At 69.4% G+C, this 25,405-nt stretch carries 27 protein-coding genes; 17 read left to right on the top strand and 10 right to left on the bottom strand.

All coding sequences use genetic code 11. From position 1 onward, the window contains the following. Window positions 1-264 precede the first annotated feature (264 nt). The 3 genes from BJ999_RS25955 (at window position 265) to BJ999_RS25945 (ending at window position 2,280) form a co-directional block, all read left to right on the top strand. Complete coding sequence (locus BJ999_RS25955; protein ID WP_179835703.1) at window positions 265-945, top strand: Crp/Fnr family transcriptional regulator; 681 nt, start codon at window positions 265-267, stop codon at window positions 943-945. Window positions 946-1,198: 253 nt separating this feature from the next. Next, window positions 1,199-1,912: a hypothetical protein gene (locus BJ999_RS25950; RefSeq protein WP_179835702.1), complete on the top strand. Its 714-nt coding sequence runs from the start codon at window positions 1,199-1,201 to the stop codon at window positions 1,910-1,912. 92 nt (window positions 1,913-2,004) lie between these two features. Then, entirely contained in the window at window positions 2,005-2,280 is a 276-nt protein-coding gene (locus BJ999_RS25945) for a hypothetical protein (protein WP_179835701.1), read from the top strand. 195 nt (window positions 2,281-2,475) lie between these two features. On the opposite strand, the gene BJ999_RS25940 is transcribed toward BJ999_RS25945, so the two are convergent. Continuing rightward, window positions 2,476-3,642 (bottom strand): glycosyltransferase family 4 protein, encoded by a 1,167-nt coding sequence (locus BJ999_RS25940; protein ID WP_179835700.1) that lies wholly within the window; start codon window positions 3,640-3,642, stop codon window positions 2,476-2,478. Between the two features lie 605 nt (window positions 3,643-4,247). On the opposite strand from BJ999_RS25940, the gene BJ999_RS25935 reads away from it, so the two are divergent. After that, a complete protein-coding gene (locus tag BJ999_RS25935) occupies window positions 4,248-4,565 on the top strand; it encodes a hypothetical protein (protein WP_179835699.1) in 318 nt (105 codons plus the stop codon). Window positions 4,566-5,000: 435 nt separating this feature from the next. Here BJ999_RS25935 and BJ999_RS25930 read toward each other — a convergent pair whose 3' ends face one another. Continuing rightward, complete coding sequence (locus BJ999_RS25930; RefSeq protein WP_229810738.1) at window positions 5,001-5,498, bottom strand: SDR family oxidoreductase; 498 nt, start codon at window positions 5,496-5,498, stop codon at window positions 5,001-5,003. A gap of 627 nt (window positions 5,499-6,125) precedes the next feature. On the opposite strand from BJ999_RS25930, the gene BJ999_RS25925 reads away from it, so the two are divergent. The 4 genes from BJ999_RS25925 (at window position 6,126) to BJ999_RS25910 (ending at window position 8,418) form a co-directional block, all read left to right on the top strand. Continuing rightward, on the top strand, window positions 6,126-6,263 hold the full coding sequence (locus BJ999_RS25925) for a hypothetical protein (protein WP_179835698.1): 138 nt from the start codon (window positions 6,126-6,128) through the stop codon (window positions 6,261-6,263). 373 nt (window positions 6,264-6,636) lie between these two features. After that, a complete protein-coding gene (locus BJ999_RS25920; RefSeq protein ID WP_179835697.1) occupies window positions 6,637-6,843 on the top strand; it encodes a hypothetical protein in 207 nt (68 codons plus the stop codon). Window positions 6,844-7,093: 250 nt separating this feature from the next. Continuing rightward, a complete protein-coding gene (locus BJ999_RS25915) occupies window positions 7,094-7,417 on the top strand; it encodes a hypothetical protein (protein WP_179835696.1) in 324 nt (107 codons plus the stop codon). A 314-nt stretch (window positions 7,418-7,731) separates the two neighbouring features. After that, window positions 7,732-8,418 (top strand): hypothetical protein, encoded by a 687-nt coding sequence (locus tag BJ999_RS25910; protein WP_179835695.1) that lies wholly within the window; start codon window positions 7,732-7,734, stop codon window positions 8,416-8,418. A 130-nt stretch (window positions 8,419-8,548) separates the two neighbouring features. Here BJ999_RS25910 and BJ999_RS25905 read toward each other — a convergent pair whose 3' ends face one another. Next, window positions 8,549-9,160: a TetR family transcriptional regulator gene (locus tag BJ999_RS25905; RefSeq protein WP_179835694.1), complete on the bottom strand. Its 612-nt coding sequence runs from the start codon at window positions 9,158-9,160 to the stop codon at window positions 8,549-8,551. A gap of 92 nt (window positions 9,161-9,252) precedes the next feature. Between BJ999_RS25905 and BJ999_RS25900 the strand changes: the two genes are divergently transcribed. Further along, window positions 9,253-10,185 (top strand): zinc-binding dehydrogenase, encoded by a 933-nt coding sequence (locus tag BJ999_RS25900; RefSeq protein WP_179835693.1) that lies wholly within the window; start codon window positions 9,253-9,255, stop codon window positions 10,183-10,185. 234 nt (window positions 10,186-10,419) lie between these two features. Here the strand turns inward: BJ999_RS25900 and BJ999_RS44095 are convergent, their stop codons facing one another. From BJ999_RS44095 to BJ999_RS25870, 7 genes are all read right to left on the bottom strand, one after another. After that, window positions 10,420-10,572: a helix-turn-helix domain-containing protein gene (locus BJ999_RS44095; RefSeq protein ID WP_373292913.1), complete on the bottom strand. Its 153-nt coding sequence runs from the start codon at window positions 10,570-10,572 to the stop codon at window positions 10,420-10,422. Then, complete coding sequence (locus BJ999_RS25895) at window positions 10,515-11,012, bottom strand: recombinase family protein (protein WP_268247878.1); 498 nt, start codon at window positions 11,010-11,012, stop codon at window positions 10,515-10,517. Before BJ999_RS25895 ends, BJ999_RS44095 begins: the two co-directional genes overlap by 58 nt. A gap of 225 nt (window positions 11,013-11,237) precedes the next feature. Continuing rightward, window positions 11,238-11,909, bottom strand: a complete 672-nt coding sequence (locus BJ999_RS25890; RefSeq protein WP_179835692.1) for a GntR family transcriptional regulator — start codon at window positions 11,907-11,909, stop codon at window positions 11,238-11,240. Window positions 11,910-12,147: 238 nt separating this feature from the next. After that, window positions 12,148-13,131, bottom strand: a complete 984-nt coding sequence (locus BJ999_RS25885) for an ABC transporter substrate-binding protein (protein WP_179835691.1) — start codon at window positions 13,129-13,131, stop codon at window positions 12,148-12,150. Between the two features lie 363 nt (window positions 13,132-13,494). Next, the gene (locus BJ999_RS25880; RefSeq protein ID WP_179835690.1) at window positions 13,495-14,505 is read right to left on the bottom strand and encodes an ABC transporter substrate-binding protein; all 1,011 of its coding nucleotides are present in this window, start codon (window positions 14,503-14,505) and stop codon (window positions 13,495-13,497) included. A gap of 69 nt (window positions 14,506-14,574) precedes the next feature. Next, window positions 14,575-15,426, bottom strand: a complete 852-nt coding sequence (locus BJ999_RS25875; RefSeq protein WP_179835689.1) for an ABC transporter permease — start codon at window positions 15,424-15,426, stop codon at window positions 14,575-14,577. Next, window positions 15,423-16,247, bottom strand: a complete 825-nt coding sequence (locus BJ999_RS25870) for an ABC transporter ATP-binding protein (RefSeq protein ID WP_218935231.1) — start codon at window positions 16,245-16,247, stop codon at window positions 15,423-15,425. Before BJ999_RS25870 ends, BJ999_RS25875 begins: the two co-directional genes overlap by 4 nt. A 1,377-nt stretch (window positions 16,248-17,624) precedes the next feature. Between BJ999_RS25870 and BJ999_RS25865 the strand changes: the two genes are divergently transcribed. Genes BJ999_RS25865 through BJ999_RS25830 form a run of 8 tightly spaced genes read left to right on the top strand, consistent with a single transcriptional unit; the run spans window position 17,625 to window position 25,378 of the window. Next, entirely contained in the window at window positions 17,625-18,419 is a 795-nt protein-coding gene (locus BJ999_RS25865; RefSeq protein WP_179835688.1) for an ABC transporter ATP-binding protein, read from the top strand. A gap of 16 nt (window positions 18,420-18,435) precedes the next feature. Then, complete coding sequence (locus tag BJ999_RS25860; RefSeq protein WP_179835687.1) at window positions 18,436-19,011, top strand: SRPBCC domain-containing protein; 576 nt, start codon at window positions 18,436-18,438, stop codon at window positions 19,009-19,011. After that, window positions 19,008-19,862, top strand: coding sequence for an HpcH/HpaI aldolase family protein (locus BJ999_RS25855; RefSeq protein WP_218935230.1), 855 nt, complete (start codon window positions 19,008-19,010; stop codon window positions 19,860-19,862). The genes BJ999_RS25860 and BJ999_RS25855 overlap by 4 nt, the downstream gene beginning before the upstream one ends. A gap of 10 nt (window positions 19,863-19,872) precedes the next feature. Continuing rightward, on the top strand, window positions 19,873-20,901 hold the full coding sequence (locus BJ999_RS25850; RefSeq protein ID WP_179835685.1) for an amidohydrolase family protein: 1,029 nt from the start codon (window positions 19,873-19,875) through the stop codon (window positions 20,899-20,901). Beyond that, on the top strand, window positions 20,898-22,538 hold the full coding sequence (locus BJ999_RS25845) for a thiamine pyrophosphate-binding protein (RefSeq protein ID WP_179835684.1): 1,641 nt from the start codon (window positions 20,898-20,900) through the stop codon (window positions 22,536-22,538). The genes BJ999_RS25850 and BJ999_RS25845 overlap by 4 nt, the downstream gene beginning before the upstream one ends. Then, a complete protein-coding gene (locus BJ999_RS25840) occupies window positions 22,538-23,377 on the top strand; it encodes a substrate-binding domain-containing protein (RefSeq protein ID WP_179835683.1) in 840 nt (279 codons plus the stop codon). Before BJ999_RS25845 ends, BJ999_RS25840 begins: the two co-directional genes overlap by 1 nt. Then, on the top strand, window positions 23,365-24,501 hold the full coding sequence (locus BJ999_RS25835; protein ID WP_179835682.1) for a DUF3500 domain-containing protein: 1,137 nt from the start codon (window positions 23,365-23,367) through the stop codon (window positions 24,499-24,501). The genes BJ999_RS25840 and BJ999_RS25835 overlap by 13 nt, the downstream gene beginning before the upstream one ends. A gap of 37 nt (window positions 24,502-24,538) precedes the next feature. Then, window positions 24,539-25,378, top strand: a complete 840-nt coding sequence (locus tag BJ999_RS25830) for a hypothetical protein (RefSeq protein WP_218935229.1) — start codon at window positions 24,539-24,541, stop codon at window positions 25,376-25,378. The last annotated feature ends 27 nt before the right edge of the window (window positions 25,379-25,405 follow it).

Genomic DNA, 25,405 nt, shown 5'->3' with positions numbered 1-25,405 from the left:
ACAAGGCGGCTCTCATTAGTGTCCAGGGCATCCAGAACGGCGGGGCAGGGAAGGCTGGAATCGGCCACAAGATTCCCGGAGAGATCGCTATCACTTTCTCTCCGTGGGATCACCGACCTGGTCGAAACAGGTCACCAATGTCATGTCCGGCTTCGAGTCACGGAACACGAAGTGCGTATCGAAGAGAGCTTGAAAGCACGCAATGGCGAATCGTCGCTCGTCCTTCCTGCGCGGCGGCCTGGGAGGACTGCTCCGGGCGGCCCGATGCGGCGCGCGCCTCTGCCGGAGAGGGGGCAGGGGGACGATTTCTGGAGCCAGTTACGTGCCGAGTGGCGCAATGCCCTGGCTGGGACGGGACGGATACGGGCCTGCCGGGCGGGCGCCGAACTCTGCGTCCAGGATCGCCGTAGCGATGCCGTCCTCATCCTCAGGTCGGTGCACGCGCGTGTCGTGCACCGGACCGGTGAGGGCGAGGTCTGGCTCGCGCATCGCGGGCCCGGCGACATCGTCGGCGAGATGTCACTGGTGGACGGCGGGCCCCACTCGGCGACGGTCGTCACCGTGGACGCGGGCAACGTCCTCGCGATCTCCCACGAGGCATTCGACCGGGTCGTACGGCGGTACGACGGGCTGAACCGGGTGCTGCTGCGCGTGGCCGTCCAACGGCTCCGGGACGCCGACCTGCAACGCGGCATCGGTGAGGAGGCGCCGCTCACGCGACTCGCCCGGCTGCTCGACCAGGACCGGCGGAGCGACGCGGCCGAACCCTCCCTGCCGCGACTCCAGCGCGAGATCGCCGACCTCCTCGGGATGTCGCGCGCCTCGCTGGTACGCGCGCTGCACTCGCTGCGTCGGGACGGGATCATCAAGACGGGCCGGGGCCGCATCACGGTCCTCGATCCGGCCGCGCTGGGCCTGCTGGCATCGAAGAGCGACCGGCGATGACCGCGGCGAACGGCGGATGGATCGCCTGCGCCATACCGGGCGGTAGATTCCGCGCTTGCCATCGCCGCCCCGGGGCGGTGGGCGAGGCCCGCCGGATACCGGCTCTCACCACTCTGACCTGCAAGGCCATGGCAGGCACGACCAGGTGCCGCTGGGAGCGCGGCGCCACCGGCCCCACCACCGCGCGGCAGCCGCGTTGACCCGTCACGCTCCGCTCCCCAGGGTTGGGCCGTCCGTTCAAGGGGGAATCGTCATGGAACACACCAGACCGCCGGACTTCGAGGAGTCCCGCCCGGGAGTATCGCTCAACGCGGGCCGGAACGCTCACGTGCGGAACAGCCGTATCGCGGGCCGCGACCTGTTCTCGGTGGCGGGGAACAGCGTCGGTATCAACGGGACGAGCCTGATCAACAGTTCCCTCGTCATCCGTAACGGATCGCGTTCGTTCGCCTTGCCGATGTTCGCCGTCGCGGGCATCGGGGCTGTGCTCCTGCTCGTTCTCGGCTTCGGCCTGTACGGCACCGTCGCCGCCGGCTCAGGGATCGACACGCGCGTGGTGTTCACCGAGGGCGCGTCGGGCGCGCGCAAGACCCTTGAGTCGCTGAAGAAGGCCGAAAGGTCCGGGAACGCGAAGGCTTGGTGCGAACTGGCTCAGCCGGGCCAGGAGAACTGCACGCAGAAGATCTCTGCGGCGTTCGAGCGGGCTCCGGAGTCGTATCGCAAGGAGATCGACAAGGTGGACGCCGGCAGTGTCTCGGTCAGCGGCAGCACCGCCACCGCGATGATGCGCTTCCGTGGCGAGCAGCAGGGCACCGCGCACCTGGAGCGGTCACGGAACCGGTGGCAGCTGAACCCCGGCGAGTACGCAGTCCTTCTCTGGGCGGGCGGTCTCTACCTGTCCATCGTGGACGCCGCGCACGACAACGGCCCGTTCGATCACCTTCTCCCGGGCTTCGGCGGGAACTGACCGGCTCTCCCGCGGAGCGCCTCACCTCTGTGTCGATGACCCCCATGTGACGTACGCCCCCCGCCGCATCCACCGAAGAAGGGCAGGCTTCCATGACCTGGTCCAAGTACGAGATCTTCTCGATCCTCTCCGGATTCGTCCTGATCGGCGCCGCGTTGATGCCGGGGATGTCCGTGAAGGACCGCATGCGAATAGGCGCCGGCGGCGTGCTGTTCGCCGGATACGGCTTCTTCGTCGCCGCCCAGACGAGCGGCACCTGGGAGTTCCCGTGGATGATCTTCGTCATCCCGTTCATCGGGCTCGGCTACGCGGGCGTCAAGGCGTACGAGTGGTGGACGAAGGAGACGCGGGAAGAGAGCCGCCGCTGATCGGGAGGTGTCCCGGAGCCTGCACGGCCACCCCAGGTCGTGCGGGCTCCGGTCGAGCCGGTCTACGACCGCCGCACCTTCGCCTGTCCGGATCGGGCGTTTCCCCGCCGGGGCGAGGCGGGGAATCCCTTCGAGGAGATGCGGGATCCCGCGGCGGCCGAGCACCGGCGCGGCTCACGGCCGACGGCTGACCGGTCACAGCGCCGAGAGGATCCGCTCGACGGCGTCCGCCCAGGTCCAGCGGGCGGCGAGGTGCCGCCGGAGGGCGGTGGCCCTCGCGAACGCCGCCGGACGGTCGCGCAGCTCCGCGGCGATGCGGTGACCCCACACGGCGGCGTCCTTGGGCGTGTCGCGGACCGGCACCACGATGCTCCTGCTCTCGCGGGGTGCCAGCTCCGTCAGAAGCATGCCCAAGCCGCTGTGCTCGCTGACGAGAGCAGGGGTCCCCATGGTGATCGCCTCATGACCGACCAGCCCGTACCCTTCGACGAGCGACGGCATGAGCAGCAGGCTCGCCCGGCGCAGGTCCCGCCGGACCGCGTCAATGTCTGGATCGAAAGCCTGGACCATCACGCGCGCCGTACGGTGGCCGATCCAGCCGACGACCTTCTTGCGCGTCTCGGCCTCGGTCTCGGCAGGGGTTCCGCGCACGAGAAGCTCCCAGTCGTCGGCGTCCGGAGCGTATCGGCGGGCGTGCCCGACCGCCCTGGCGGCGAGCTCGACGCCCTTGAGCCGGGCGTCGTCCATCCGCCCCATGATCATGATCAGCGGTCGCCGTTCGCCTTTCGGCACCGCACGTTCGTCCGGGCCGACCTGGTCGAAGCCCGGGTCGAGCGGGACGACCGGGGTGATGCCGTCGTCCAGGTCGCGCACGATCCATTCGTACAGGCGCGGTCCGACCGGAACCACCGCGGCCGCGCCGGCGGCGAGTCCGAGTTCGATGGCCGTCCGCTCCGTGGCCCTGGTGCCCGCCTCGCTGTCACCGTCGAGTTTGTGCCACTCGATCTCCTCAGGAGACATATGGACGAGATGGAGGCGCGGGGTGCCTCCGAAGAGGTCCTCGGCGAGCGCCTTCGCAACTGGCCCGGTCACCCGGCCGTGGCCCACGACCAGATCGGGCTCGACGCCGTCCGGCAGCACCGGCCTGCGGACCAGCGCCTCGCGCTCGGTCATGCCAGGCGCCCGCAGCGCGATGATCGGACGCACCCCGGCGTCCTCCATATCGCGTCGTTCGTCGTCGGTCAGGCCAGGGACCAGGCAGAACACGTCGACACCCGCGCTGGCCAGGGCCCGGCAGAGGTAGCGGTTCAGGGCGCTGAGGCCACCGCGTGCCGGGAACCATTCGTCGGCGACGACCAGCACGGTGCGGACACGGCGGTCCGGCGTCCGAACAGGCTTCGGGAGGGCCGGGTGCGGTGAAGCGGGCGCCGGAGAACCGGATACCTGGGAATCGGGCGCCGGGGAGCCGCCGTATACGAGGTTCCAGCCATCCTCGATCCGTCCGGTGTTCGCGTCCTTCATTAGCTCCCCCGTTCTGTGCGCGTGTGCGAAGCGCCATCATCACCGGGCGGCACCCGCGTTCCCACCCGGGCGAGGAGCGCGCACACCGTGTCCGAGCAGGTGCCCGGCTGCGGACCTGCGCGTTGTCGGCCTCGACCGTGCCCGCGCGATTCCTCCTCAGGTTCCGGCTGTGGCTCAGATGAGGCACAGGGCGGTTGATTCCGTTCGACCGATGCACCCCGATCCCGCCTGCGACCTGCGAAGGTCCGGAGAGGCGGGTCGGGGCGCCGGAGGGGCCGTTGCGGCTTCCGTCCGCGTTGTCCAAAGTCGTGCTTCTCCGGTGGGGAAATGGGGGCACACATGGACGACGACGCGCGGCACGTCCCGCCGCATATCAAGTCGGGACAGGACATGGACCTGGCCGACGTCACTATCGCGGGGAGGGACGACCGGTGAGGAGCGTGCGCGTGCTCACAGCGGCCGCCGTTCTCCTGCCGACGGCGCTGGTGGCAGGGTGCGCCGACACGGGACCGACCGACGTGGACGACCTGTGCTCGGCCTACAAGCACTTCCGGTCGGAATACACGCGGCCGCATCCGTTCTCGAACAAGGGCGTGTTCGATTCCCTGAAGGATCTGGGCGACGTCGCCTCCCGCTATACCGGCAGCGACGCGGTGAAGGCGGCGGGGCCGCGCCTGAAGAAGATGGGCGAGTCGGACCAGGTCAACATGCTTGAGGTCGAGATGACCACGGCTCCGATCAGCGCGGAGTGCCACAAACCCTGAGCGTGAAGGAACGAGGGACGGGCCGCCCCAGACCGGGCCCCGTCCCGCTTCGCGATCACGCGACCGCGTCGCCGGACCGGCCGCATTCAGCTTCCACCGCGCCGCACTGACGTCGCGAGAAAAGCAAGTTCCCGGTCCGCTCGGAGCGTGATCACGTTCGAGAGGGAACGGAGACGTTGCGAGCCGCCGTTGTGCGGTGCGCAATGTGGGGCTCCACATGAATGCGACGCAACAGGAACAACGGACTCGCATGGCCTGTCGTCGATCTCAAGTGCCCGCCGGCTGACGCCGCGGTCCGGGTCAGAAGCTCAAGCCACCCGGGACGACGGCGCACTCGAAACGTTGGCTCTGTTGCCACCGGCCGTGTTAGTCAGTCCTTAGCGCAGCTACCCGTCAGTAGAGTCCCGGAGCCCCGTACAGCAAGCGCACGGATCCTCACGCGGTCTTGACCGCACCGCCGTCGATGAGGTGGTCGGCTCCGGTGATGCTGCTCGCGAGCGGCGAGGCGAGGTAGGCGATGAGCGCCCCGACCTCCGCTGGTTCGACGAGCCTGCCCGTGGTCATGCCCATGGCCGCGGGCAGCCCGGCCACCAGCTGCTCCCTCTCCAGGCCCATCGACGCGGCGAGCTCGGCGCCGTAGCCGTTGGGGTCCTCCCACATGGCGGTGCGGACCGGGCCGGGTGACACCGTGTTGACCCGCACACCCCGCGGCCCGAACTCCTCGACCAGGGCCTTGCCGAACGCCGTCAGCGCCGCCTTCGCCGTCGTGTACGCAATGGGCCCGGCGTGCGGGATCCGGGCCCCGTTGGACGAGACGTTGACGATGGCGCCACGCCGCCGCAGCAGGCTGGGCAGCGCCGCGCGCAGACCTTCGGCCTCATCCGCGCCGACGTCGATGTCATATGGGTGCGGCGCTGCTACTACGCCCCTCATCCACGAGGTGACCCAGGACGGCCGCACCGCCGAGCCCGACATCGACGCCCTCACCACACGGCTCATCGACACCCTGCTCAACGGCGTCGGCTCCTGAACACGCCCCGCGGCGCAATCTCGCGACGATGTCACCGCGCAGCACGACGAGAGGAACGACGACGGCGGCACTCAGGCCAGGAGGAGGTAAAACCGAGATCACGCAGTCGGCAGATCGCCGACGAATTCGGCGTCACCCGCCCCACCATCTACCGCCACCGCAGCCAGCCCTGACCAAAAACCCCAGCTCAGGGGCATATCTGGTGGTTCCTCCTACAGGACTACCGGTACCCCGCCTTGCGGGGCCGGTGGGCTTTGATGCTGCGGACGGGCTGGGTGGTGGTCCGCCGGACGAGACGACGGTGACGCGGGCCCGTTCTCCGAAGCGCTGGTGTTGCCGATGCCGATGGACAGCGAGGCGAATCCGGCTTAAGCCTCTCCCCCCGCCCGCGCCGCCGTCCCTTTCGACCGCCGCGCTCTGCGCGAGACCATCGAGGCTGTCAGCGATGGTGCGGAGATCGGGCAAGCACGGACAGTCTTCTTCGACCTGTGGCACGAAAGCTCAGGTCTGGGCAAACAAGGAGGGCAATGATGTCCGCAAGTCAAGAGTCCGAGAAGCGAGAAGAGCTCCTCTCGGAGAGCGACCGGATCTACACGGCGGCCCTGGACGCCGGCAAGAGCCCCGAGGATGCCGCTGCCGAGGCTGAGGCTGTGCTTCCGGAGAAGTGACCGCGGCCCTCGCGGCCGTGCACTCAGGCGGCTCTCCTTTCGAGGAGGGCCGCTCTTTCGGTTCTCCTCATTGACCGCAGAAACGCAGTACTCGGCGAACGTCTTGGCCTGACCAGGCCCCCGAACTACGAAAGGGGGCGGGGCGAGAGAGTTGCAGGTCAGCGCTCTATGACGGCCCTGACGGGTTTGTCATGACGCCGCGTGACACGGGTGCGTGACACCCATGTGACAAGATCATCCGAGCGGGGGCTTTGATCACTTGGATCGTTTGGCCTTGTCGTCGGGGGGTGGTGATCCACAGCGGACCCTGTGATCGTTGGAGCCCTTTCGGTGCCCCCGACACGGATGAGGCTGGACGAGGGCGGCTCCAAGCATGCGGATCGACTCGGTGACCCGGGGGCGGCTCGGCCCGCGGGTGCTCGCCGATCTGGAGGCGAACCTGTGGCCGGTCGACTGCCAGATGTGTGGACGGTCGCTCGGGCGATGGGGGAGGCCCGCGCTGGAGGTCCGGGAAGAGGACGGGTTCGCTACGGCGTCACTGCACCACCAGCGGTGCCGCCCGCCCGCGTGGGCCGGGTGACACACGAGTGGGGAGTCATCATGGTCGCGGTCACCACGCTCATGGACGTCGGCAAGCCGTTCACGACCGGGCAGGTGATGGACCTGATGGCGGCGGGCGGGATGGCGCTCGCGCAGGCGCCGCTCGTTTGCGTCTCGTACGCGCCGCAGGCTCAGAGGCTCAAGCCGCGCGCCATCTCCGACCAGCAGGTCAGGGCGTTCAGCTTGGCCGCCGAGGCGATTCGGAGAACAAGCCGGACCGGGGGTGCGGTGTGCACCTCATCGCCCCCGACGCCGCGAGTACCGACCAACTCGCGGAGTTCTTCTCGGCAATCGGAGAGACGGGCGTCCTCGAATCGGTCGGCAGATTGGGCGCCTCACCTCTTTCCGACAAGGGCTCGACCGCATACCTGTCCGATGCCGTCATCGGGACGGCGGAGGAGTTCGCCGCCGCCTTCAGCGCTTACCGCGACGCGGGCCGTGACTGGTCTCTTCACGCGAGCCGCGGATACATCGCCATCGCGATCGACGCATCCGAGCCGGACATCACGCGGACAAACTTCATCCGGCACTACCCCAAGGTGGCTGCCTTCTGAGGAGTGGTCGCCCCGGCGGTACGCCCGGTTCGTGACGATCACGAACCGCAACCGTGACTGATCACAGAGCTACTTCGGCCCTGGGGTCACGTTCGGGAGAACACCGCCAAGGTGGAGCCTTGCCCGTTGAGCAGGGCGAACCCTTCAAGATCCATCGCCGTCCAGCGGCTGTCCGCAGGTTCCTCAACCCCGGGTTCAGCGGGCGGAGACCGGCCGGGGCGTCGAGAACGTGGTGACCGGCGTAGTCCCGTTGTCACCGTGGTTTCGCGGCGGTCCCCTGGGCGTCTCGGCGCAGGCGAGTCATTTCGATGGCCATGGCGGTGATCGTCGCCGAGTCCAAGACCGTCCATCTCCATCGCGGGCAGGCGGGCCTCTCGGCCGCATCGCCGTACCGTGCGATCACCGCCGCTGCGCCGCTCGACCCCAGCGGCGACGACCAGAGGGTCGGTTTGGTGCTCCTGCTAGGAGCCATGCCGATCGGGTTCGGTTGCGTGGCGCAGTCCGAAACCGATGGCGCCGGGTGTCTGAAGCGGGGCAAGTGGGTCGACGCTGTCGGGGCCGGGGCGGTGTGGCCGGGATGGGCGGTATCGGTCCAGACGCCCGGTGGGTGCGGCAGGATGCGGTGCCACGGCGATACGGGGGCGCGGGACGGGGTCCGGCGCCGCTGGGCGGCGGCCGTTTTAGTCGGCGCGGCGATCGTGGCGGGACTGGTGTGGGCGGTGACCGGTTCGCATCCGGAGACGGGGTGGTTGGGGGACAAGGCGCTGGAGCGGGCCGGCTGGGTCGGCGCGATCATCGCGACGCTGGCGTTCGCGGTGGCTACGGTGCGTTGGGCGTGGCTGTGGAACGCCGACCGGCCATCACGGGAACTGGCCGGCCCGGACGGGTTCCTAGGGGACGCGCCGAGGCCGGGGTTGAGGAATCCAGGAACAGCGGTTGGCGCTGAGAATGATCACGGCGCTGGTGGGTGCGGGCGAGTAGGCGTTGGCCGTGCGGTCTAGGCCCTTGAGCAGCAGCAACCGACCCGTCAACGGCGACAGGCGGGATCGCACCGGACAGAACACAAGCTCTGTGCTGTTTCTCGCCGAGCATCACTGCAGACCCCGGCGACGGCCATGTCGAGTCCGCCGGTCAAATCTCTGCGTTCAGGCCGTCGTTCATGGAGTCGAAGGCGCCGCGGACGCATCGGGGCAGCTGTGCCGGATCGCAGTCGGGAAGCCACTGGTCGTAGGCGCAGCGCCATGCGGCGACGCAGAACTCCAGCGCGAGCCGCCGTTGGAGGGTGTCCGGGGTGGCGAGCCGCTGCTTGATCTCGCTCTGGATCTCGTCGCAGTGCCGCAGCGAGTATCCGTTCAGCGACGGTGACTCCTCGATCAGTTTCAAGGTGGCCGCGAAGCGCGGGTGCCAGGTGCCTCCCATGCGGTCGAGGGCGATCAGCATCGTGTCGCGGAACACGTCGACCAGGCGCCCTGACTGCTCGCGCTCGCCCAGGGCCGCCAGGAACGTGCTCCACAGCTCCTTGACGGCGGTGAGTGCCACGTCCTCCTTCGAGCGGTAGTTGCGGAAGAAGGTCCGACGCGACACCTCCACCCGTTCCAGCAGTGCGTCCAGCGGCGTGCTGTCGAATCCCCGCTCCGCGAAGAGCGCCACAGCGGTTTCGGCCAGCGCCTGACGGGTGCGCAGCTTCTTGCGCTCCCGCAGGGAGGCGGGATGGTCAGAGGGTGGCTGGTGGGCGGTCGTCACCGGGCCAGCATAACCGGACCGCTCCAACAGGGCATGTGCTACGTTGACGCAAATGCCATACTGTGGCACTTTCTTGTGGAGGAGACAGACCTGTGCGTGCCCTTGTTGTCGACCACAGCGCCCCGGCGCACCTCACCCTGACCGACGTCCCCGACCCGATACCCGCGCCCGGCGAGGCGCTGGTGCGGGTCGAAGCGGTCTCGCTCAACTACGGAGAGGTGAGCGACGCCGCCGACCCCAAGGCGCCGGAGGGCACTGTGATCGGCTGGGACGCGGCCGGTACCGTGGTCCGGGCCGCGGCCGACGGAACGAGCCCCGCAGCCGGAACCCGTGTCGTCACCGTGGGGGTGACCGGCTGGGCGCAACTGCGCGCCGTGCCGGCCGCCCGTCTCGGCGTCGTTCCGGACGATGCGGATCTCGGCGCCGTCAGCACCGTCCCGGTCGCCGGGCTGACCGCGCTTCATGTCCTGCGCCGCATGGGCCAGCTGATGGGCCGCCGGGTCATGGTCACCGGTGCGTCCGGCGGGGTCGGCCGCTACGCGGTCCAGCTCGCCGCCCGCGCCGGGGCCGAGGTGGTGGCGATCAGCCGAAACCCGTCCCGGGCGGACGAACTGCGCACCCTGGGGGCGCACCAGGTCCACACCGATCCCGCCGCGGTCGAGCAACCGGTGTTCGGCGTGCTGGACAACGTCGGCGGCCGGCATCTGGTGGACGCCTTCAACGCCATGGAGGCCCACGGCACGCTGGTGAACGTGGGGCGGTCGTCGGGTGCCGACTCCGTCCTCCCTCCGGAGGCCCTGCTGGCCGCCGGTGGACGGCACGATCGCTCCATCCGAACCTTCCACCTGTACGGCGAGCCGGCCGCGGACTTCTCCGCGGACCTGAGATGGCTGGCCGCCGAGGTCGCCGCCGGCCGCCTTGACCCCGGGATCACCTGGCGCGGCCCGTGGACCCGTTACGCCGAGGCGGCACAAACCCTGCTCGACGGCCGCCTGCACGGCAAAGCGGTCCTCGACATCGCCTGAGGCGAAGGAGCCGCGGGACGCGGCGTCCGAATCCAAACCCTCGCACCCGGCGCGTGACCCTGGATCAAGCTCGCCGACAATCACGGAACCAGGGGACCTGAGGAGGCTTCATCTCCTTGCGGCGTGGAGGCGATCCGCACCGCGAGGGGATTGGCACCTCGCCGCCCCGGCTCCCGGCCATCTCCCACCTGCGTCCGAACGCTCCACGGCGGTAACCCCACTCGTCTCGGCTCGCTATCGCCGTTGGCCGATCCGTTGTTGCCGTCTACCTGGGGGTTGGGTCTGGTCGTGATCGGCCAGGGCGCGGTAGAGGGTGGAGCGTCCGATCTTCAGGTGCCGGGCGATCGAGGTGACCGATTCGCCGCGTGCGCGGCGGTCGCGAGCGATGGCGAGGGTGTCGTCGTCGACGGCGGGGGCCGTCCGCCGTAGCGCCCCTGGGCGTTGGCGGCGGCGAGGCCGTCCATGGTGCGTTCGTGGATGAGTTCGCGTTCCATCTCGGCGGCCATCGCGGCGACCATGAACAGCATCTTGTCGGCGATGGTCTGGCCGTTGGGTTTGTGGAGCCCGGCGCAGGTCCCGGTGAGGATCTCCAGGTTCACCTCGCTGGCGTGCAGTTCGTCCTCCAAGAGCACCAGGAGCTCCTTCATCGACCGGGCGATGCGGTCCGGCTTGTAGATCACCAGGGTGTCGCCTGGTTTGAGCGTGTCCAGGGTGGCGCGGAGTTTCGGCCGGGCGCCGCGGGTGCTGGCGGTTTCCACGATCACCTCGCGGCAATCGGCGGCCGCGAGGGCGTGCCGGACCGTGCGCTCACCGGCGCTGACGCCGATCGGCCTGATCGCTGACGTCCGGAGGGTTCGGCTGTGGTGCTCCTGGTGACAGGCCGTCGATCACCGAGCGTGCTTTGGCCAGCTCAAGCAGTTCGCCGACGACCACATGCTGCGAGGCGCCTACGGGCTCATGCGGACGTGCTCCAGCGCACCGCGGACCCGTGCGGGCCGGGGGCCCCACGGGCGGCCGGAAAGCGATGCCGGCTCCCTCGATGGAGGCCGCGGCTATCCCAGCAGCAGTTGCCGGCGCGCGGAACTCACGTGGTGGCGCATTGCCGCGATCGCCGCGTCCGGATTGCGCGTGAGAATCGCGAGGTAGACGGCCTGGTGCTCCTCCAACGAACCGCGCCGCGGATGGGGAGCGGAGATGTTGCGGTACTGGCGCATCACCAGCGGGTACAGCAAGCCGTCGTACACACGGGCCAGCGTCGTCTGGTGCGCCGCCCGCTTCACCTGCTCGTGGAATCTGCGGTTGCCCCGCGAGTAGGCAGTCTGGTCGCCGCGCGCCTGGGCCTCTTTCATCGCCTCCAGCGTCCCGTCCAGTTCGGCGATGTCCGCTTCGGTCGCGCGCTCCGCCGCCTTCCCCGCGAGGGCGGCCTCCAATGTCTCACGCGCTTCGAGAATGTCCGCCGCCTCCTCGACCGAGAAGCTCTTCGTCCGCACCCCGCGGTTGACTTCGCTGGAGACGTAGCCCTCCTGCGCCAGGCGGACCAGCGCCGACCGCATGGTGCTGCGCGAGACGTTGAACCTGCTGGTCAGGTCCGCCTCGGTCAGCCGTGTGTTCGGTTCGATGCTTCCCGACAGCAGCAGCGAGCGAAGCCCCTCATAGGCCTGCTCATAGCGGGTGACGACCGTTCCGGCCTCCGCCTTGGTGTCGGTGTTGCTGCCTTGTTCCACCTGATCGCCTAAGTGCCTCGGTAAAATGGATGAACACGCCGGGGCGGTTCAGTTGCGTGCTTTTTCCAGCCCAGGATAGAGCCGCCGCGCTGTTCCTGTGGAGATTCCCGCCAGCCCTTTCCGGCGACGTTCGCAGAACTTGCCGCGCGAGCTCGGCGAACTGCGCGAGGAACTGTGCGGCGGCCATGCCCAGGCCGTCGGTCTCGGTTCTCGGTGCGCGTCGTCCAGGCGGGCCGCGTCAGGCGCTCGGATAGTCGCCGGCGGCGAACAGGTCCGCCGGGTCCGCGGAGAAGCCCGCGTCGAGCAGTCCCTGCTCCTGCGCGAACCGCACGAGCGCCCGCACCGTCGGCTCGTTGGCCTCCACGCCGTACGGGACGGGGTCGCCGGTGATCTGTCGCTCCTGGCGGGCGAACCGCGGCAGCGCAGTCCAGCCGGGGTCCGCGGCGACCTGCAGTCGCTTGCTCTCGGCGAAGGCCGCGTACAGCGCGGTGGGCAGGCCGGGATCGCTCTCGACCAGATCGGAACGGAGCGCGATCAGCGAGTGGCACGGGTAGATCCCGGTCCGCAGATACCAGTCGACGGCCAGCACGTCGGCGTCGGGGAAGAGCGGGTACGGGCCGCCGCCGTCCCGCGGCGGGTCGGCGACCGCGGCCGCCCAGCCCTCCCGCGGCGCGCCGGCCCGGCCGGTGCCGGCGTTGCCGGTGAACGCGGCGTCGATCTCGCCGACCTTGAGCAGTTCGCCGAGGGAGCGCCCGTCGGTGACCCGTTCGACGTTCCGCGGCGCCCGCCCCTCGATGTGGTCGTCGTCGTCCACCACCCAGGTGATCTTCTCGTTGTTCACCCCGTACTCGCCCTGCAGGACGCCGCGCACCCATACCCCGGTGGTCACCGAGTAGGCGCGCACCCCGACGCGGCGTCCCTCCAGGTCGGAGGGGAGGCGGATGCCCGAGTCCGTGGCGCACTGCACGTCGCCGTGGTGGAAGCGGCGGTTGAGGAACACTGGCACCGCGGTGAGCGGGATCCCCTCCTGACGGGCCATCAGGTACGACACCGGCGCCAGCTCGCACACGTCGAACTCCAGGTCGCGGATCATGCGGCGGTAGGCGCCGATGATCGGCCGGACCTCCACCGGCTCGACCCGGTACCCCTCCACCGCAGCCTCGCCGGTGAGCAGCGCCCGCGCGTGGGGGTGCTCCCCGAGAGCAACCGAAAGCTTCTTCATATCCTGTCCCTCGATCGAAATCCTGAGCGCGTGACCGATCGGCACGCGCGCCGCAGCCGCCGAGCCGTGACGGCGGACATCCTCGCCGTCTCGCCACGCTCGGACGCCCTCGCCGCACCAGAGGCAACGGTCGGAGATCACCGGCCCTTCACGAGGGCCCGGGGCGTCGGCCCGTAGTTCCGGTTCGATGTAGTTCTCGCAGTCGAGGACCCTTCGATCCGCGTCTCGCCGGCCGCGATATGGACGGTGACGTATTTGCTCATCGACTTTGAGGCGGCGAGATATTGGGAACCGTTTCCCGTAAGAGCCGAAAGGGCGGGGGGCGGTCCAGTCAGAGGACGACCTTCTACTCGGCCGGGCCGGTCACTTGACCAGGGCTAGCACGTCCTTCCGCAGGCTCAGGTCGGTGCAGTCGGCGAACGGGACGACCTTCTTCTGGCTCCCGGCCTGGACGTTCAGCTTCTGGAGGTAGGTGACCTTCTCCTCCGGCAGGTCCAGCGTCGGGGAGTAGGACTTCGACTTGTTGATGAACTCCCACTGGACCTCTCCCTCCTCCTGGGTTCCGCCGGCGGCGATATAGGCGGCGACGTACTTGGTCTTCGACTCCGGAGTCGTGAGGTACTGGAAGAGCTTCACGTACGCGGCGAGGACCTTCACCAGCGCGTCCCGCTTGCTCTTGATCGCCTTGGTGGTGGCGACCGCGCCCTGGTTGATGTAGAGCGGGAGTTCGTCGTTGACGGTGGCGAGCATCCGCACGCCCTTGGGCTTGGCGAGCACCTGATCGGCGACCTGCCCGTAGCCGACGTCGATCTGCCTTGCCAGGACGGCCTTGAAGGTGTCCGCGCTGGTGCCCACGTTGCGGAACGTCACGTCCTTCGGCGAGATCCGGTACTTGTCGAGCACGGCGAGGAACCCGTCGTAGAGCTGGGCGCCGACCGCTCCCGTGCCGAGAGTCTTGCCGGCCAGGTCCCGCATCGATTTCACCTGCGGGTTCCCGGTGTAGAAGGCCTCGGTCGCGATCAGCTGCGTGCCGCCCACGGCCTTCAGCGGCAGGCCCTTCTCCATTGCGGGGAACATCCCGATGAAGCCGCTCAGCACGGTGATGTCCGCCGAGCCGGACGCGAGCGCCGCCACGACCTGGGTGCCCGAGCTGACGTTGGTCATCTTGACGTCCACGCCGGAGCTCTTGAGGTAGCCGAGCGCGTCCATCAAGTGGTTCAAGGTGATCGAGGCTGTGGCCGCCGTGTTGGCGATGCTGACCGAGTTGCCGCCACCGCCGCCGCCCGAGCAGCCGGCGGTCAGCAGGCCCGTCGCGCCGAGGCCGGCGCCGGCGGCCATGCCCAGGAAGGAACGCCGTGAGAATGTCTGGTCCATGACTGCCCTACTCCGCGAATCTAGGGTGGATCCGGGCGGCGGTCCGCCCGGAGATGTCGTCCGTGGCCATCAGCGCCTCCGGTCGCGCCAGGGGGCGACGACGTTCTCCAGCCAGCGGGCAAGGCCCGTCAGGAGCACGCCGAGCAGCATCAGGGTGAGGACCGGGACGAGCATGTAGTCGGTCTGGTAGCTGGCCCCGTACTTCTGGATCAGGCCGCCGAGCCCGGAGACCCCGGTGAAGAACTCCGCGGCGACGGTCCCGATGAGCGCCCGGCCGATGGAGATGCGCAGGCCGGTCATGATGAACGGCACGGCGCTGGGCAGGATGATCTTCCGGAACACCTGGCTCTCCGAGGCGACGAACGCCCGGCTGACGTCGAGCACGTTCGTGTCCACCTCGTGGACGCCCGCGGCCGTGTTGAGCAGCATCGAGAACACCGTCATCACGAACACCGTGACGACCTTCGACTGGAATCCGAGCCCGAACCAGACGATGAGCAGCGGGATGATGGCCAGCAGCGGCGTCGCGTTGAGCGCGCTGACGATCCACTCCACCGACGAGGCGACCAGAGAGTAGCGGCCGATGATCAGGCCCGCCACGATCCCGATGACGACGCCGGCCAGTAGGCCGAGCACGAGGATCTCGAAGCTCTTGGCCATGGCGCCGCCGAGGGTCCCGGAGGTCACCTCGTCCCAGGCGGCCTGCACCACAGCCGTCGGGTAGGAGGTGAACAGCGGGTCGCGTTTGCCGATGACCTGCCAGGCGACCAGGATCACGGCCGCGACCGCCAGGCGGAGCGCCCAGACCAGCGCCGTGCGCCGCCGCTCGGCCCGCCGCAGCGCCCGCACCCACGGCTCGTCCGCCGCCACCGCTCCGCCGGCGCCGGAGTCCGCTGGCTTCACCACATGGTCAGTCGTCATGACCGGTCGCCTCCCGCACGGATCTCACGTGCGACGATGTCGCGGGCCTTGATGAACGCCGGGTCGGACTTGATGTCCAGGAGGTCGGCGCGCGGACGCGGCAGGTCGACCTCGACCATCGCCTGGACCCGTCCCGGGCGCGGTAGAAGCACGAGTACCCGGTCACTGAGGTAGATGGCCTCGTCCAGGTCGTGCGTGACGAACATGATGGTCTTCCGGGTCTTGGCGTTCAGCTCGAGCAGCTCGGCCTGCAGCTCCTCGCGCGTCTGCGCGTCGAGCGCGGAGAACGGCTCGTCCATGAGCAGGATCTCCGGCTCGACCGCGAGGGCGCGGGCCAGGCCGACGCGCTGCTGCATGCCGCCCGACAGTTGCTTGGGGTAGTACTTCTCGTAGTCGCCCAGCCCGACCAGGCGCAGCGCCTCGCGTGCCTTCCGCGCGCGCACGCCCTTGGCGACCTTCTTCAACTCCAGGCCGAACTCGACGTTGCGCAAAGCGTTGTGCCAGGGCAGCAGGGACGGCTGCTGGAAGACGATGGCGCGGTCGAGCCCTGGGCCCTTCACCTCGCGGTCGTCCACCCGCAGTGTGCCGGAGTCCGGCGAGAGCAGGCCGCCGACGATGCGCAGCAGCGTGGTCTTCCCGCATCCGCTCAGCCCGACGACCGAGACGATCTCGCCCGCACGGATGGTGAACGAGATGTCGTTGAGGACTTGGGTGAACTGCGGGCGCCGGTTGTTCGCCAGAGAACGGAAGCTGCGCGATACCGACTCGACGACCAGCTTCGTCGGGTTTTCGGAGCTCTTCTGCTCGGTGACGGGCATCATGCGTCCAGGTGCTCGGGGATGTCGGCGGCCGTGCACGCCAGTTGGGTGGGATCGGTCCGCGGAAATTCCAGTCGGAAGTCCCCGGCGCCGAGGTCACCCACTTCGAGGGGTCCCGAATTCGTGTGGTCGCGCGATTCCACGGTGTACGTGTTCAAGGTTTATCAGACCTTCCAGTGACACTTTCTGTCCCTCGCCGGAGCCTCTTGAAAGCGCACGGAGCTACACTTTCGGCTTCGCCGAGGACTCGGGCTCACAGCCCCCGACGGTGTGGGTGAGCCTTTGGGCAGCCCTTTCAGCGACAATGCGCAACGAGCTCCGCGCGGCACGTGTCTTAACAAGGCACGCCGGATCGCCGGACCGGCATTCGCCGGTGCGTCGAGCGGACGACCTCACCCGCCGAAGTCACGGTGATCGATCAGTTTTTCCGTCTCCTCGGCCGGCCGATGGTTGAGACGATCCCGTGCTCGCACCCGCGGGGTGTCCGGGTGCGAGCGAAGGGACGGGGACCTTCGCGGGGATGGCCCGGCTGACGCGTGTGCGCGGCCACTCGCCAGATTGTCGAACAATCAGTGCGGGGAGCGTAACACCGCGGAATCATCCTCGCAAGAGAAGTCATAGTAGATGTTTTGTGCGATTGTGAAGTGTCCGACAATCAATACGGCGCTCAGGATGCCGCGGCGCCGAGGACGGGGCGGCAAGAGGCGGTCGCCGTCGGCGGGGTCCGGCGGCACCCGCCCGTGCCGTGCGACGAGACTCGGCCCAGGCCGGTCGTTTAGGGGAGCGCTAGCGGGGGCGCCTCGCGAACCGGAACGGTGGGGGTCGCGCTCCATAGGCGGTTCATCGGACGACAGGCGCCGCCGTCTCCCGGCGCCTGCGCCGCCCCGCGCCGCGCCGTTCCGATCGACACCGGTCAGCGCGGCCGCGCCGCATCGTCGACCGGGATGCCTGGTGGCCCGCGTCGGTGATGTTTGCTGCCGTTGTTCGGCACCGTCGGCATCAAAACCTTCATGGCCGCCTACGCCTTCAGGTGGGGCATCGGCAACTCTGGTCCGTTCTTCATGGCGATGGATCTGCCCCGGGTTGTCGGCGCCGCGGGACGGCCGGAACCGGTTCGGACTTCCTCGTCGCCGCCGCCTTGCTCGCGGTGCACCTCCGGTTCAGAGCCCGAGGCCGCCTGGGCGGAGCGCCGGAGAGGTGCGGGACGGCGTGGCGGCCTGGCGAAGTATCAGTGACATTGTCCAACAATCGTTGATGTGACCCGGGGGGTCTGGTGGGAGTGCAGAGCTTTTCTGCTGCAACCTTGCTACGACATATCCGGCGTGTTACGTTCCTCGGCATCACTTGTCGGACAATCCGGCCGAACCAGTGAGGGGAACGATGTCGAGCAAAGCATCCGCGGAGGCCCTCCGCTTCGAGAACGTCACGCTGCGGTTCCCCGGGGCGCGCCAGGCGGCGATCGAGGACGTCTCGCTCCGCGTGGAGCGCGGCAGGTTCGTCGCGGTGATCGGGCCGTCCGGCTGCGGGAAGAGCACGATCCTCAACCTGGCCGCCGGACTGCTGTCGCCGACCGAGGGCGAGGTCCACTTCGCCGGGGAGCGCGTCACCGGGGTGAACTCCGCGGCGTCGTACGTCACCCAGCAGGCGAACCTGCTGCCCTGGCTGAGCGTGGGGGCCAACATCGGGCTCGCGCTGAAGTTCCGCAAGGTGCCGAAAGCGGAGCGGAAGGACCGCATCGGCCACTGGGTGAAGCTGGTCGGGCTCACGGGGTTCGAGGACCACTATCCGCGCGAGCTGTCCGGCGGCATGCAGAAGCGCGTCTCCATCGCTCGGGCGCTCATCTACGACCCGTCCATCGTGCTGATGGACGAGCCGTTCGGTCCGCTGGACGCCATCACCCGGCTGAAGCTCCAGCAGGACCTGCTCAACCTCTGGGAGGAGCAGAACGGGACGCTCGTCTTCGTCACCCACGACCTCAACGAGGCGCTCTATCTCGCCGACCAGGTCGTCGTCATGTCCAGCGGCCCCGGCACGGTCCGGCAGGTCCTGGAGGTGCCGTTCGAGCGGCCCCGCAGCATCGGCTCCCTCGTGGAGTCGCCCGAGTTCGCGGAGCTTTACAACGAGCTGTGGAGCCTCGTCAAGTCCGAGCTGCAGATGTCTGACGCCACCGCGTAGAGACCGAGGTTCAACGTTGATATCGATCACTGAGACGATCGCCGTCCCCCGCCCGCGGGAACGGGTGTGGGAGGTCATCTCCAGTCCCGCGGACGTCGTGTCCTGCATCGCGGGCGCCGAGCTCGGCGAGGCGCACGAGGACGGTTCCTTCGACGGGACCCTCATGGTCAAGTTCGGGGCGGTCCGGGTCAGGTTCGGTGCCCGCGTGCACCTGGACCTTGACGAGGCCGAGTTCGAAGGACGGCTGACGGCCCGCGGCAAGGACGGCCAGGCGGCCACCCGCTTCACCGCCGACGCGAGTTTCCGCGTCATCGAGGACGGGAGCGCCTCGAAGGTCGTCATGGACGGCGAGATCCAGCTCACCGGAAAGCTCACCTCGCTGATCGAGGCGGGCGCGGGAGTCGTGGTCTCCCGCATGACCAGGGACTTCTCGGCGCGGCTGATCGAGCTGTGCGCCGCGCCCGCCGCGCCCGCCGCGCCGGTCGCGCCGGCGCCGACGAGGCCGACGACGCTGACCGCCCGGATCCGCGCCTTGTGGGCGGCGCTGTGGAGATGGCGTTCGGAACGATCCAGCCAAGGAGGTACGGCGTGACCAGGCTCAACGGGGTCATCCGGGCACTGGAGACGGGAGGGCACGCGTTCGCGTCCTTCGTACCGCCGGACCCGGCGGCCGCTGTGGAGTTCAGCGCCGCGAAGTACGACGGCCTGATCTTCGAGATGGAGCACAAGCCCTGGGACGTCGTCGGCCTCAAGCACGGCCTCCAGTACCTGCTCGACCGCAGGCAGATCGCGGCGGCCGGCGACCTGGCCCCGGCGGTCACCCCGCTGGTGCGAATCCCGACCAACGGTGCGGAGAAGGGCCAGTGGCACGCCAAGCAGGCCCTCGACCTGGGCGCCTACGGCATCGTCTGGCCGCACATCAGCACTGTGGACGAGGCCCGCAACGCGGTCGCCGCCTGCCGCTATCCGCAGCTGCCGGACGCGGAGCGCTACGATCCGGCGGGCGTGCGCGGCGACAGCCCGGCTGCGGCGGCCCGTTACTGGGGTCTGGCGAACGACGAGTACTACGCCAGGAGCGGGGTCTGGCCGCTGGACCCGGACGGCGAGATCCTCGTCGCGCTGATGATCGAGGACCAGCTCGGCATCCGGAACCTGCCCGACATCCTCGACCAGGTGCCCGGCATCGGACTGGTGATCGTCGGTGAGGGGGACATGAGCCAGGAGCTCGGCGTCCCCCGCCGCTACGAGCACCCGAAGGTCCTCGAATCCAAGCGCCGCATCCTCGACGCCTGCGGCGAGCGCGGCGTCGCCGTCGGGCACCCGCACGTGACCGCGGGAAACGTCGAGCAGGTCCTCAAGGACGGCTACCGCTTCCTGATGACCCTTCCCGTGCGCTCCTACCCGGGGCTCGAACGCGGCCGCGAGCTGACCGGTCGCTCCTGAGGAGAACATGATGATCATCGACTGTCACGGCCACTTCACCACCGCCCCGAAGGCCCTCGGTGAATGGCGGGAACGGCAGATCAGGGCGTTCGGCGAGGGCGTCAGGGTGAGGCCGGACGAACTGGAGATCACCGACGGCGAGATCCGCGAGGCCGTCGGCGACGGGCAGCTCCGGCTGCAGAACGAGCGCGGCACCGACCTCACGGTCTTCTCGCCGGGAGCCGGCAAGATGGCCCACCACCACGGCGACGAGCGCACCAGCCTCGACTGGTCCCGGGTCGCCAACGACCTGATCGGCCGGGTCTGCGGGCTCTTCCCCGACCGTTTCGCCGGCGTCTGCCAGCTCCCGCAGTCTCCCGGCGGCGCGCTCGAGACGTCGATCCGCAACTCGGTCGAAGAGCTGGAGCGCTGCGTCGAGGACCTCGGCTTCGTTGGCTGCCTGCTCAACCCGGATCCGTCGGACGGCTTCTACCAGGCGCCGCCGCTGACCGACAAGGTCTACTACCCGCTCTACGAGAAGATGGTCGAGCTCGACGTCCCCGCGATGATCCACGTGGCGATGTCGCGCAACGACGCCCTGCAGGGCACCTGCGCGCACTACCTCGCGGGCGACACCGCCGCCTTCATGCAGCTGTGCACGTCCAACCTGTTCGAGGACTTCCCCGAGTTGCGCCTGGTGATCCCGCACGGCGGCGGCGCGGTGCCCTATCACTGGGGGCGCTACCGGGGCTTCATGCAGGACAAGGGCCTGCCGCCGCTGGAGGAGGCGGTGCTCGGCAACGTCTTCTTCGACACCTGCGTCTACCACCGCCGTGGCCTGGAGCTGCTGCTCGACGTGGTCCCGGCGGAGAACGTGCTGTTCGCCTCGGAGATGATCGGCGCCGTCCGCGGCGTGGACCCCGAGACCGGCCGCAACTTCGACGACGTCAAGTTCCTGCTCGACGGCATCGACATGACAGATGTGGACCGCGAAGCGGTGTACGGCGGCAACGCGCAGCGGGTGTTCAGCCGGCTGAAGTCCAGGGGGGTTGCCAAGTGAAGGCTTACGAGGCGATGGCCGAGGCGTTCGTCAAGGAGGGAACGACCGACGTCTTCGGCATGATGGGCGACGCCAACATGCACTGGATGGACGCGCTCGCCCATCGCGGCGTCCGCCTCTACGAGGTGCGGCACGAGGGTTCCGGCCTCGGCATGGCCGACGGCTGGGCGCGGGCGGCGGGACGGCCCGGCGTCCTCACCACCACCAGCGGCCCCGGCGTCTCCCAGCTCGCGACCTCGATGCTGTGCGCGAGCCGTGCCGGCACGCCGCTGGTCGCGTTCTGCGGCGAGACCGCGTGGGGTGACGAGGGCGCCGTGCAGTACCTGGACCAGCGCCGGTTCGCCACGGCGATCGAGTGCGGCTTCGTCCACCTGTCGAAGGCCGACCAGGCCGAGGAGGCCGTGCAGCGCGCGTTCTACCTGGCCCGCACCGAGAACCGGCCGGTCATGCTGAGCGCCCCGATCGACGTGCAGACCCAGGAGTACGAGCCGGGCGACTACATCCCCTCGCACGAACTGGTCATCCGTTCCCGCACGCTGCCCGACCCGGCCCGCATCGAGGCCGCCCGTGAACTGATCGAGGGCGGCAAGCGCGTCGTCATCATCGCCGGCCGGGGCGCCCGCGGCGCTGGAGCCGGCGAGGAGATCCTCGAACTCCAGGCCAAGACCGGCGCGCTGCTGGCCACCACGCTCCAGGCCAAGAACTGGCTGTGCGACCGCACCGAGTTCCATGTCGGGCTGTCGGGGCTGTTCGGCAGCAAGCCCGCGCAGGAGCTGCTCCAGGAGGCCGACTGCGTGATAGCGGTCGGCGCGAGCCTGAACCACTACACCACCGAGCACGGCTACCTCTACCCCGAGGCCCGCTACGTGCAGATCGACACGGCGCCGAACGTCGTCATGGGCAATGGCCGGGTCGCCGACTGTTACATCCAGGCCGACGCGGTCACCGCGCTCACCGAGCTCAACCGGGTCCTCGGCACGACCCGGATGGAAGGCTTCCACACCGCCGAGACGCGCAGGCGGCTGACCGACTGGCTCGAAGCGCCGATCGACTATGTGAGCGAGCCCGGACGGATCGACCCCCGCCAGGCCGTCAAGGTCCTCGACGCGGCGATGCCCGGCGAGTTCGACCTGGTGCTCGGCAGCGGCCACCAGACCGACTTCGGCACGATGCTCTTCCAGCGCTCCCGCCAGGTGACGTCCAACTACGGCATGTTCGGCGCGATCGGCCAGGCCCCGCTGCTGACGATCGGCCAGATCGTGGCGACCGGGAGGCCCGCCTTCGTGGTCGAGGGCGACGCGAGCTTCCTGATGCACCTGTCCGAGTTCGAGACCGCCTGCCGCTACGGCCTGCCGCTGCTGGTCGTCGTCATGAACGACGAGGGCCTCGGCGCCGAGTACCACAAGCTGGGCGCCAAGGGCCTCACCCAGGAACTGGCGGTCATCCCGAACCCCGAACTCGGCCGGGTCGCTCAGGCGCTCGGCGGCGGCGGCGCCACCGTACGGAACGCGGCCGAACTGGAGGCCGCCGTCGCCGAGTACGTCGCGAACCCGCGGCCGTTCCTGATCGACGTCCGCATCACCCGCGACGTGCTGAGCGTCCCCTACCGGCGCCTCTGGTACGGCGAGGACGTGTGATGAGGATCGTTCTGGGCGACCATCCGCACACCCGCGTGCTGAAGAACCTCCCCGGCCATGAGTTCGTCGAGGTCAAGCCGCTGTACAGCGCGTTCGCCAGGATGGTGCGCGCCCTGGAGTTCGACGTCTGCGAGATGGCCCTCGCGACCTACCTCCAGGCCAGGGACAACGGCGTTCCGGTCACGCTGCTGCCGGTCGTCACCATCGGCGGCACCCACCACCGCTCCCTGACCCGCCTCCCGGACGCGCCGGCGATCACCCCGGGCGATCTGCGGGGCAGCCGCGTAGGCGTCCGCTCCTACAGCCAGACCACCGGCCTGTGGGTGCGCGGCCTCCTGCGCGAGGAGTACGGGGTGGACGCCGCAGACGTCACCTGGGTCACCACCGAGGAACCGCACGTCGCGCAGTACACCGAACCGCCCTACGTCGAGCGGTCGGCCGCGGAGACCGTCGCCGACCTGCTGAAGGCGGGCGATGTGGCGGCGGCCGTGCTCGGCCCGCGCGCCATCGGCGGACAGGGTAGGGGCCTGGTGCCGCTGATCGAGGACGCCGAGGCCGCCGGCCGCGCCTGGGCGGAACGCCACGGCACCGTTCCGGTCAACCACGTAGTCGTCGTGCGGAACACCGTGCTCGACGAGGCCCCGGAGGCGGTGGACGCGATCTACGCGGAGCTGAAGGCGGCGACCGCTGGCGCCGAGGCCCCCGTGGGCGCCGGCTGGAGCGAGCCGCTCGCGAAGGCCCTGGAGATCGGCGCCCGATACGCCGCAGAACAGGAACTGGTGCGCACGCGGGTCGACGTCGCCGAGATCGAGAGGAGAGCGGCCCGATGGTCGGAATGAGGCACCGCACCGGCGCCTACACGCGCGAGCCGGACGAGTGGACACCGGACCTGCTGGAGAAGGTGACGTGGCGACGCGAGGCCGCCGCCGAGCCGTTCCGCGGCGTGGCGACGTCCGCAGGGATCCAGCAGGGCCTGTTCCCGCTGCGCGCCACCGGCCTCGACGTGGAGCCCCAGCGCAGGGCCGCCGAGGACTACCTCGCCTTGCTCTCGCCAAAGGAGCTGGCCGAGGGCCGGTTCCCCATGGACGACGCGACGTGGCGGCACTGGGCCAACGGCGCCCGCTACTTCCTGCGCCACGGGAAGTGCATGGAGGACCTGGACGAGGCGAAGCGCCGCGCGATCCTGACGGTCCTGCGCCGCAGCCTCAGCCCGTACGGCTATCAGCAGGTCGTCGACCTCATGCACCTCAACCTGACGGTCGGCGAGCTGCGGGGAGAGGAGCACCTGCTCAACGAGTGGATGTACTGGTTCAGCGTCTACGGCGAGCCGGAGAACGGCGGTCCATGGGGCTGGCAGATGGACGGCCACCACGTGAACGTCAATTGCGTCTTCGTCGGCGACCAGATGGTGCTCACCCCGACCTTCCTCGGCGCCGAGCCGGTGATCGCCAAGGTGGGGAAGTACGCCGGCACCTCCGCGTTCCGCCGCGAGGAGGCCATCGGCCGGGCGCTGTTCACCGGCCTCACCGGCGCCCAGCAGAACCGCGCGGTCATCGCTGAGGAACTGCCGCGCGGCCTCAACGCCGGAGCCTTCCGCGACAACTGGGAGATGGACTACGCGGGACTGCCGCTCGGCGAGCTGACGATCGAGCAGCGGGAGACCGCCGTCGACCTGCTGGGCCTCTACATCGGCCGCGCGAGCGAGGGCCACGCGGAGCTGCGGATGGCCGAGGTCCTCGACCAGGAGACCTTCTTCGCGTGGGCCGGAGACCCCGCGGACGTCTTCTACTACCGCCTGCACAGCCCCGTGCTGCTCGTCGAGTTCGAGCACCAGTGGGGCGTGATGTTCGACAACGACGAGCCGATGCGGCACCACATCCACACCGTCGTGCGCACCCCCAACGGCAACGACTACGGCGTCGACCTGCTGCGGCAGCACCACGAGCGCTTCCACAGGCACTGAAAGGCATCAGATGAAACTCGTCATCGGTCGTGACGATTTGGCGCGAGCCGCAGTCGAGGCCACCGGAGCCGAACGGCTCGCCGTCAAACCGGTCCACAAGGCGTCCAAGGGCTTCGTGAACGACCAGGCGGTGCACCTTGCGGAGCTGGCGGTCGTGACGCTGCTCCAAGCGGTCGCGTACGGCAAGCCGGTGGTGCTCCTGCCCGTCACCGCGCTGGGCCGGTTCCAGCACCAGACGCTGGTGACGATGGACCGGCTGGCGGTCGGTGACATCGAGGGCCGCCGCGCCGGCGTCCGGTCGTGGAGCCAGACCACCGGCGTGTGGATGCGCGGCTTCCTGACCGAGCAGTACGGCGTGGACCTACGCAAGATCGCCTGGGTGACCTACGAGGGCGCCCACGTCGCGGAGGCGAGGGATCCGGACTTCGTGACGCGGGCCCCGCAGGGCGCCCGGCTCCAGGCCGACTTCCTCGAAGGACGCCTCGATTTCGGGATCATGGGGAACGAGCTCCCGGGCGACGACCGGATCCGCACCGCGATCGCCGACGCGCCCGACGTCGCCGCCGAGTGGTCGCGGGCCAACGGCTTCGCCCCGGTGAACCACGTGCTGGGCGTGACCGAGCAGGCGGCGCGGGAGCACTCCGCCGTCGTCTGCGCGGCGTACGACGCGATGCGCAAGGTCGTCGAGTCGCTTCCGCGCGGCCCTGAGCCGGTCGACCTGAACCCCGTCGGCTTCGCAGGGCTGCGCCGCCCGGTCTCCCGGGCGGCGGCGTACGCGCTGGAGCAGGGCGTGCTGCCGCGGCCGGTGGAGTTCGACGAGCTGGTCGAGGCGTCCTGCGCCGCCCTCGGCGTGCCCGCGGCCCGGCTCGGTGGCTGACCGTCCGGCCGACCTCCTAGGAGTACT

Origin of the sequence: Actinomadura citrea (assembly GCF_013409045.1) — a bacterium.
Lineage (GTDB): Bacteria > Actinomycetota > Actinomycetes > Streptosporangiales > Streptosporangiaceae > Spirillospora > Spirillospora citrea.
Note: the sequence above shows the minus strand (reverse complement) of the source record. Positions and strands in the feature narration are given on the sequence as shown.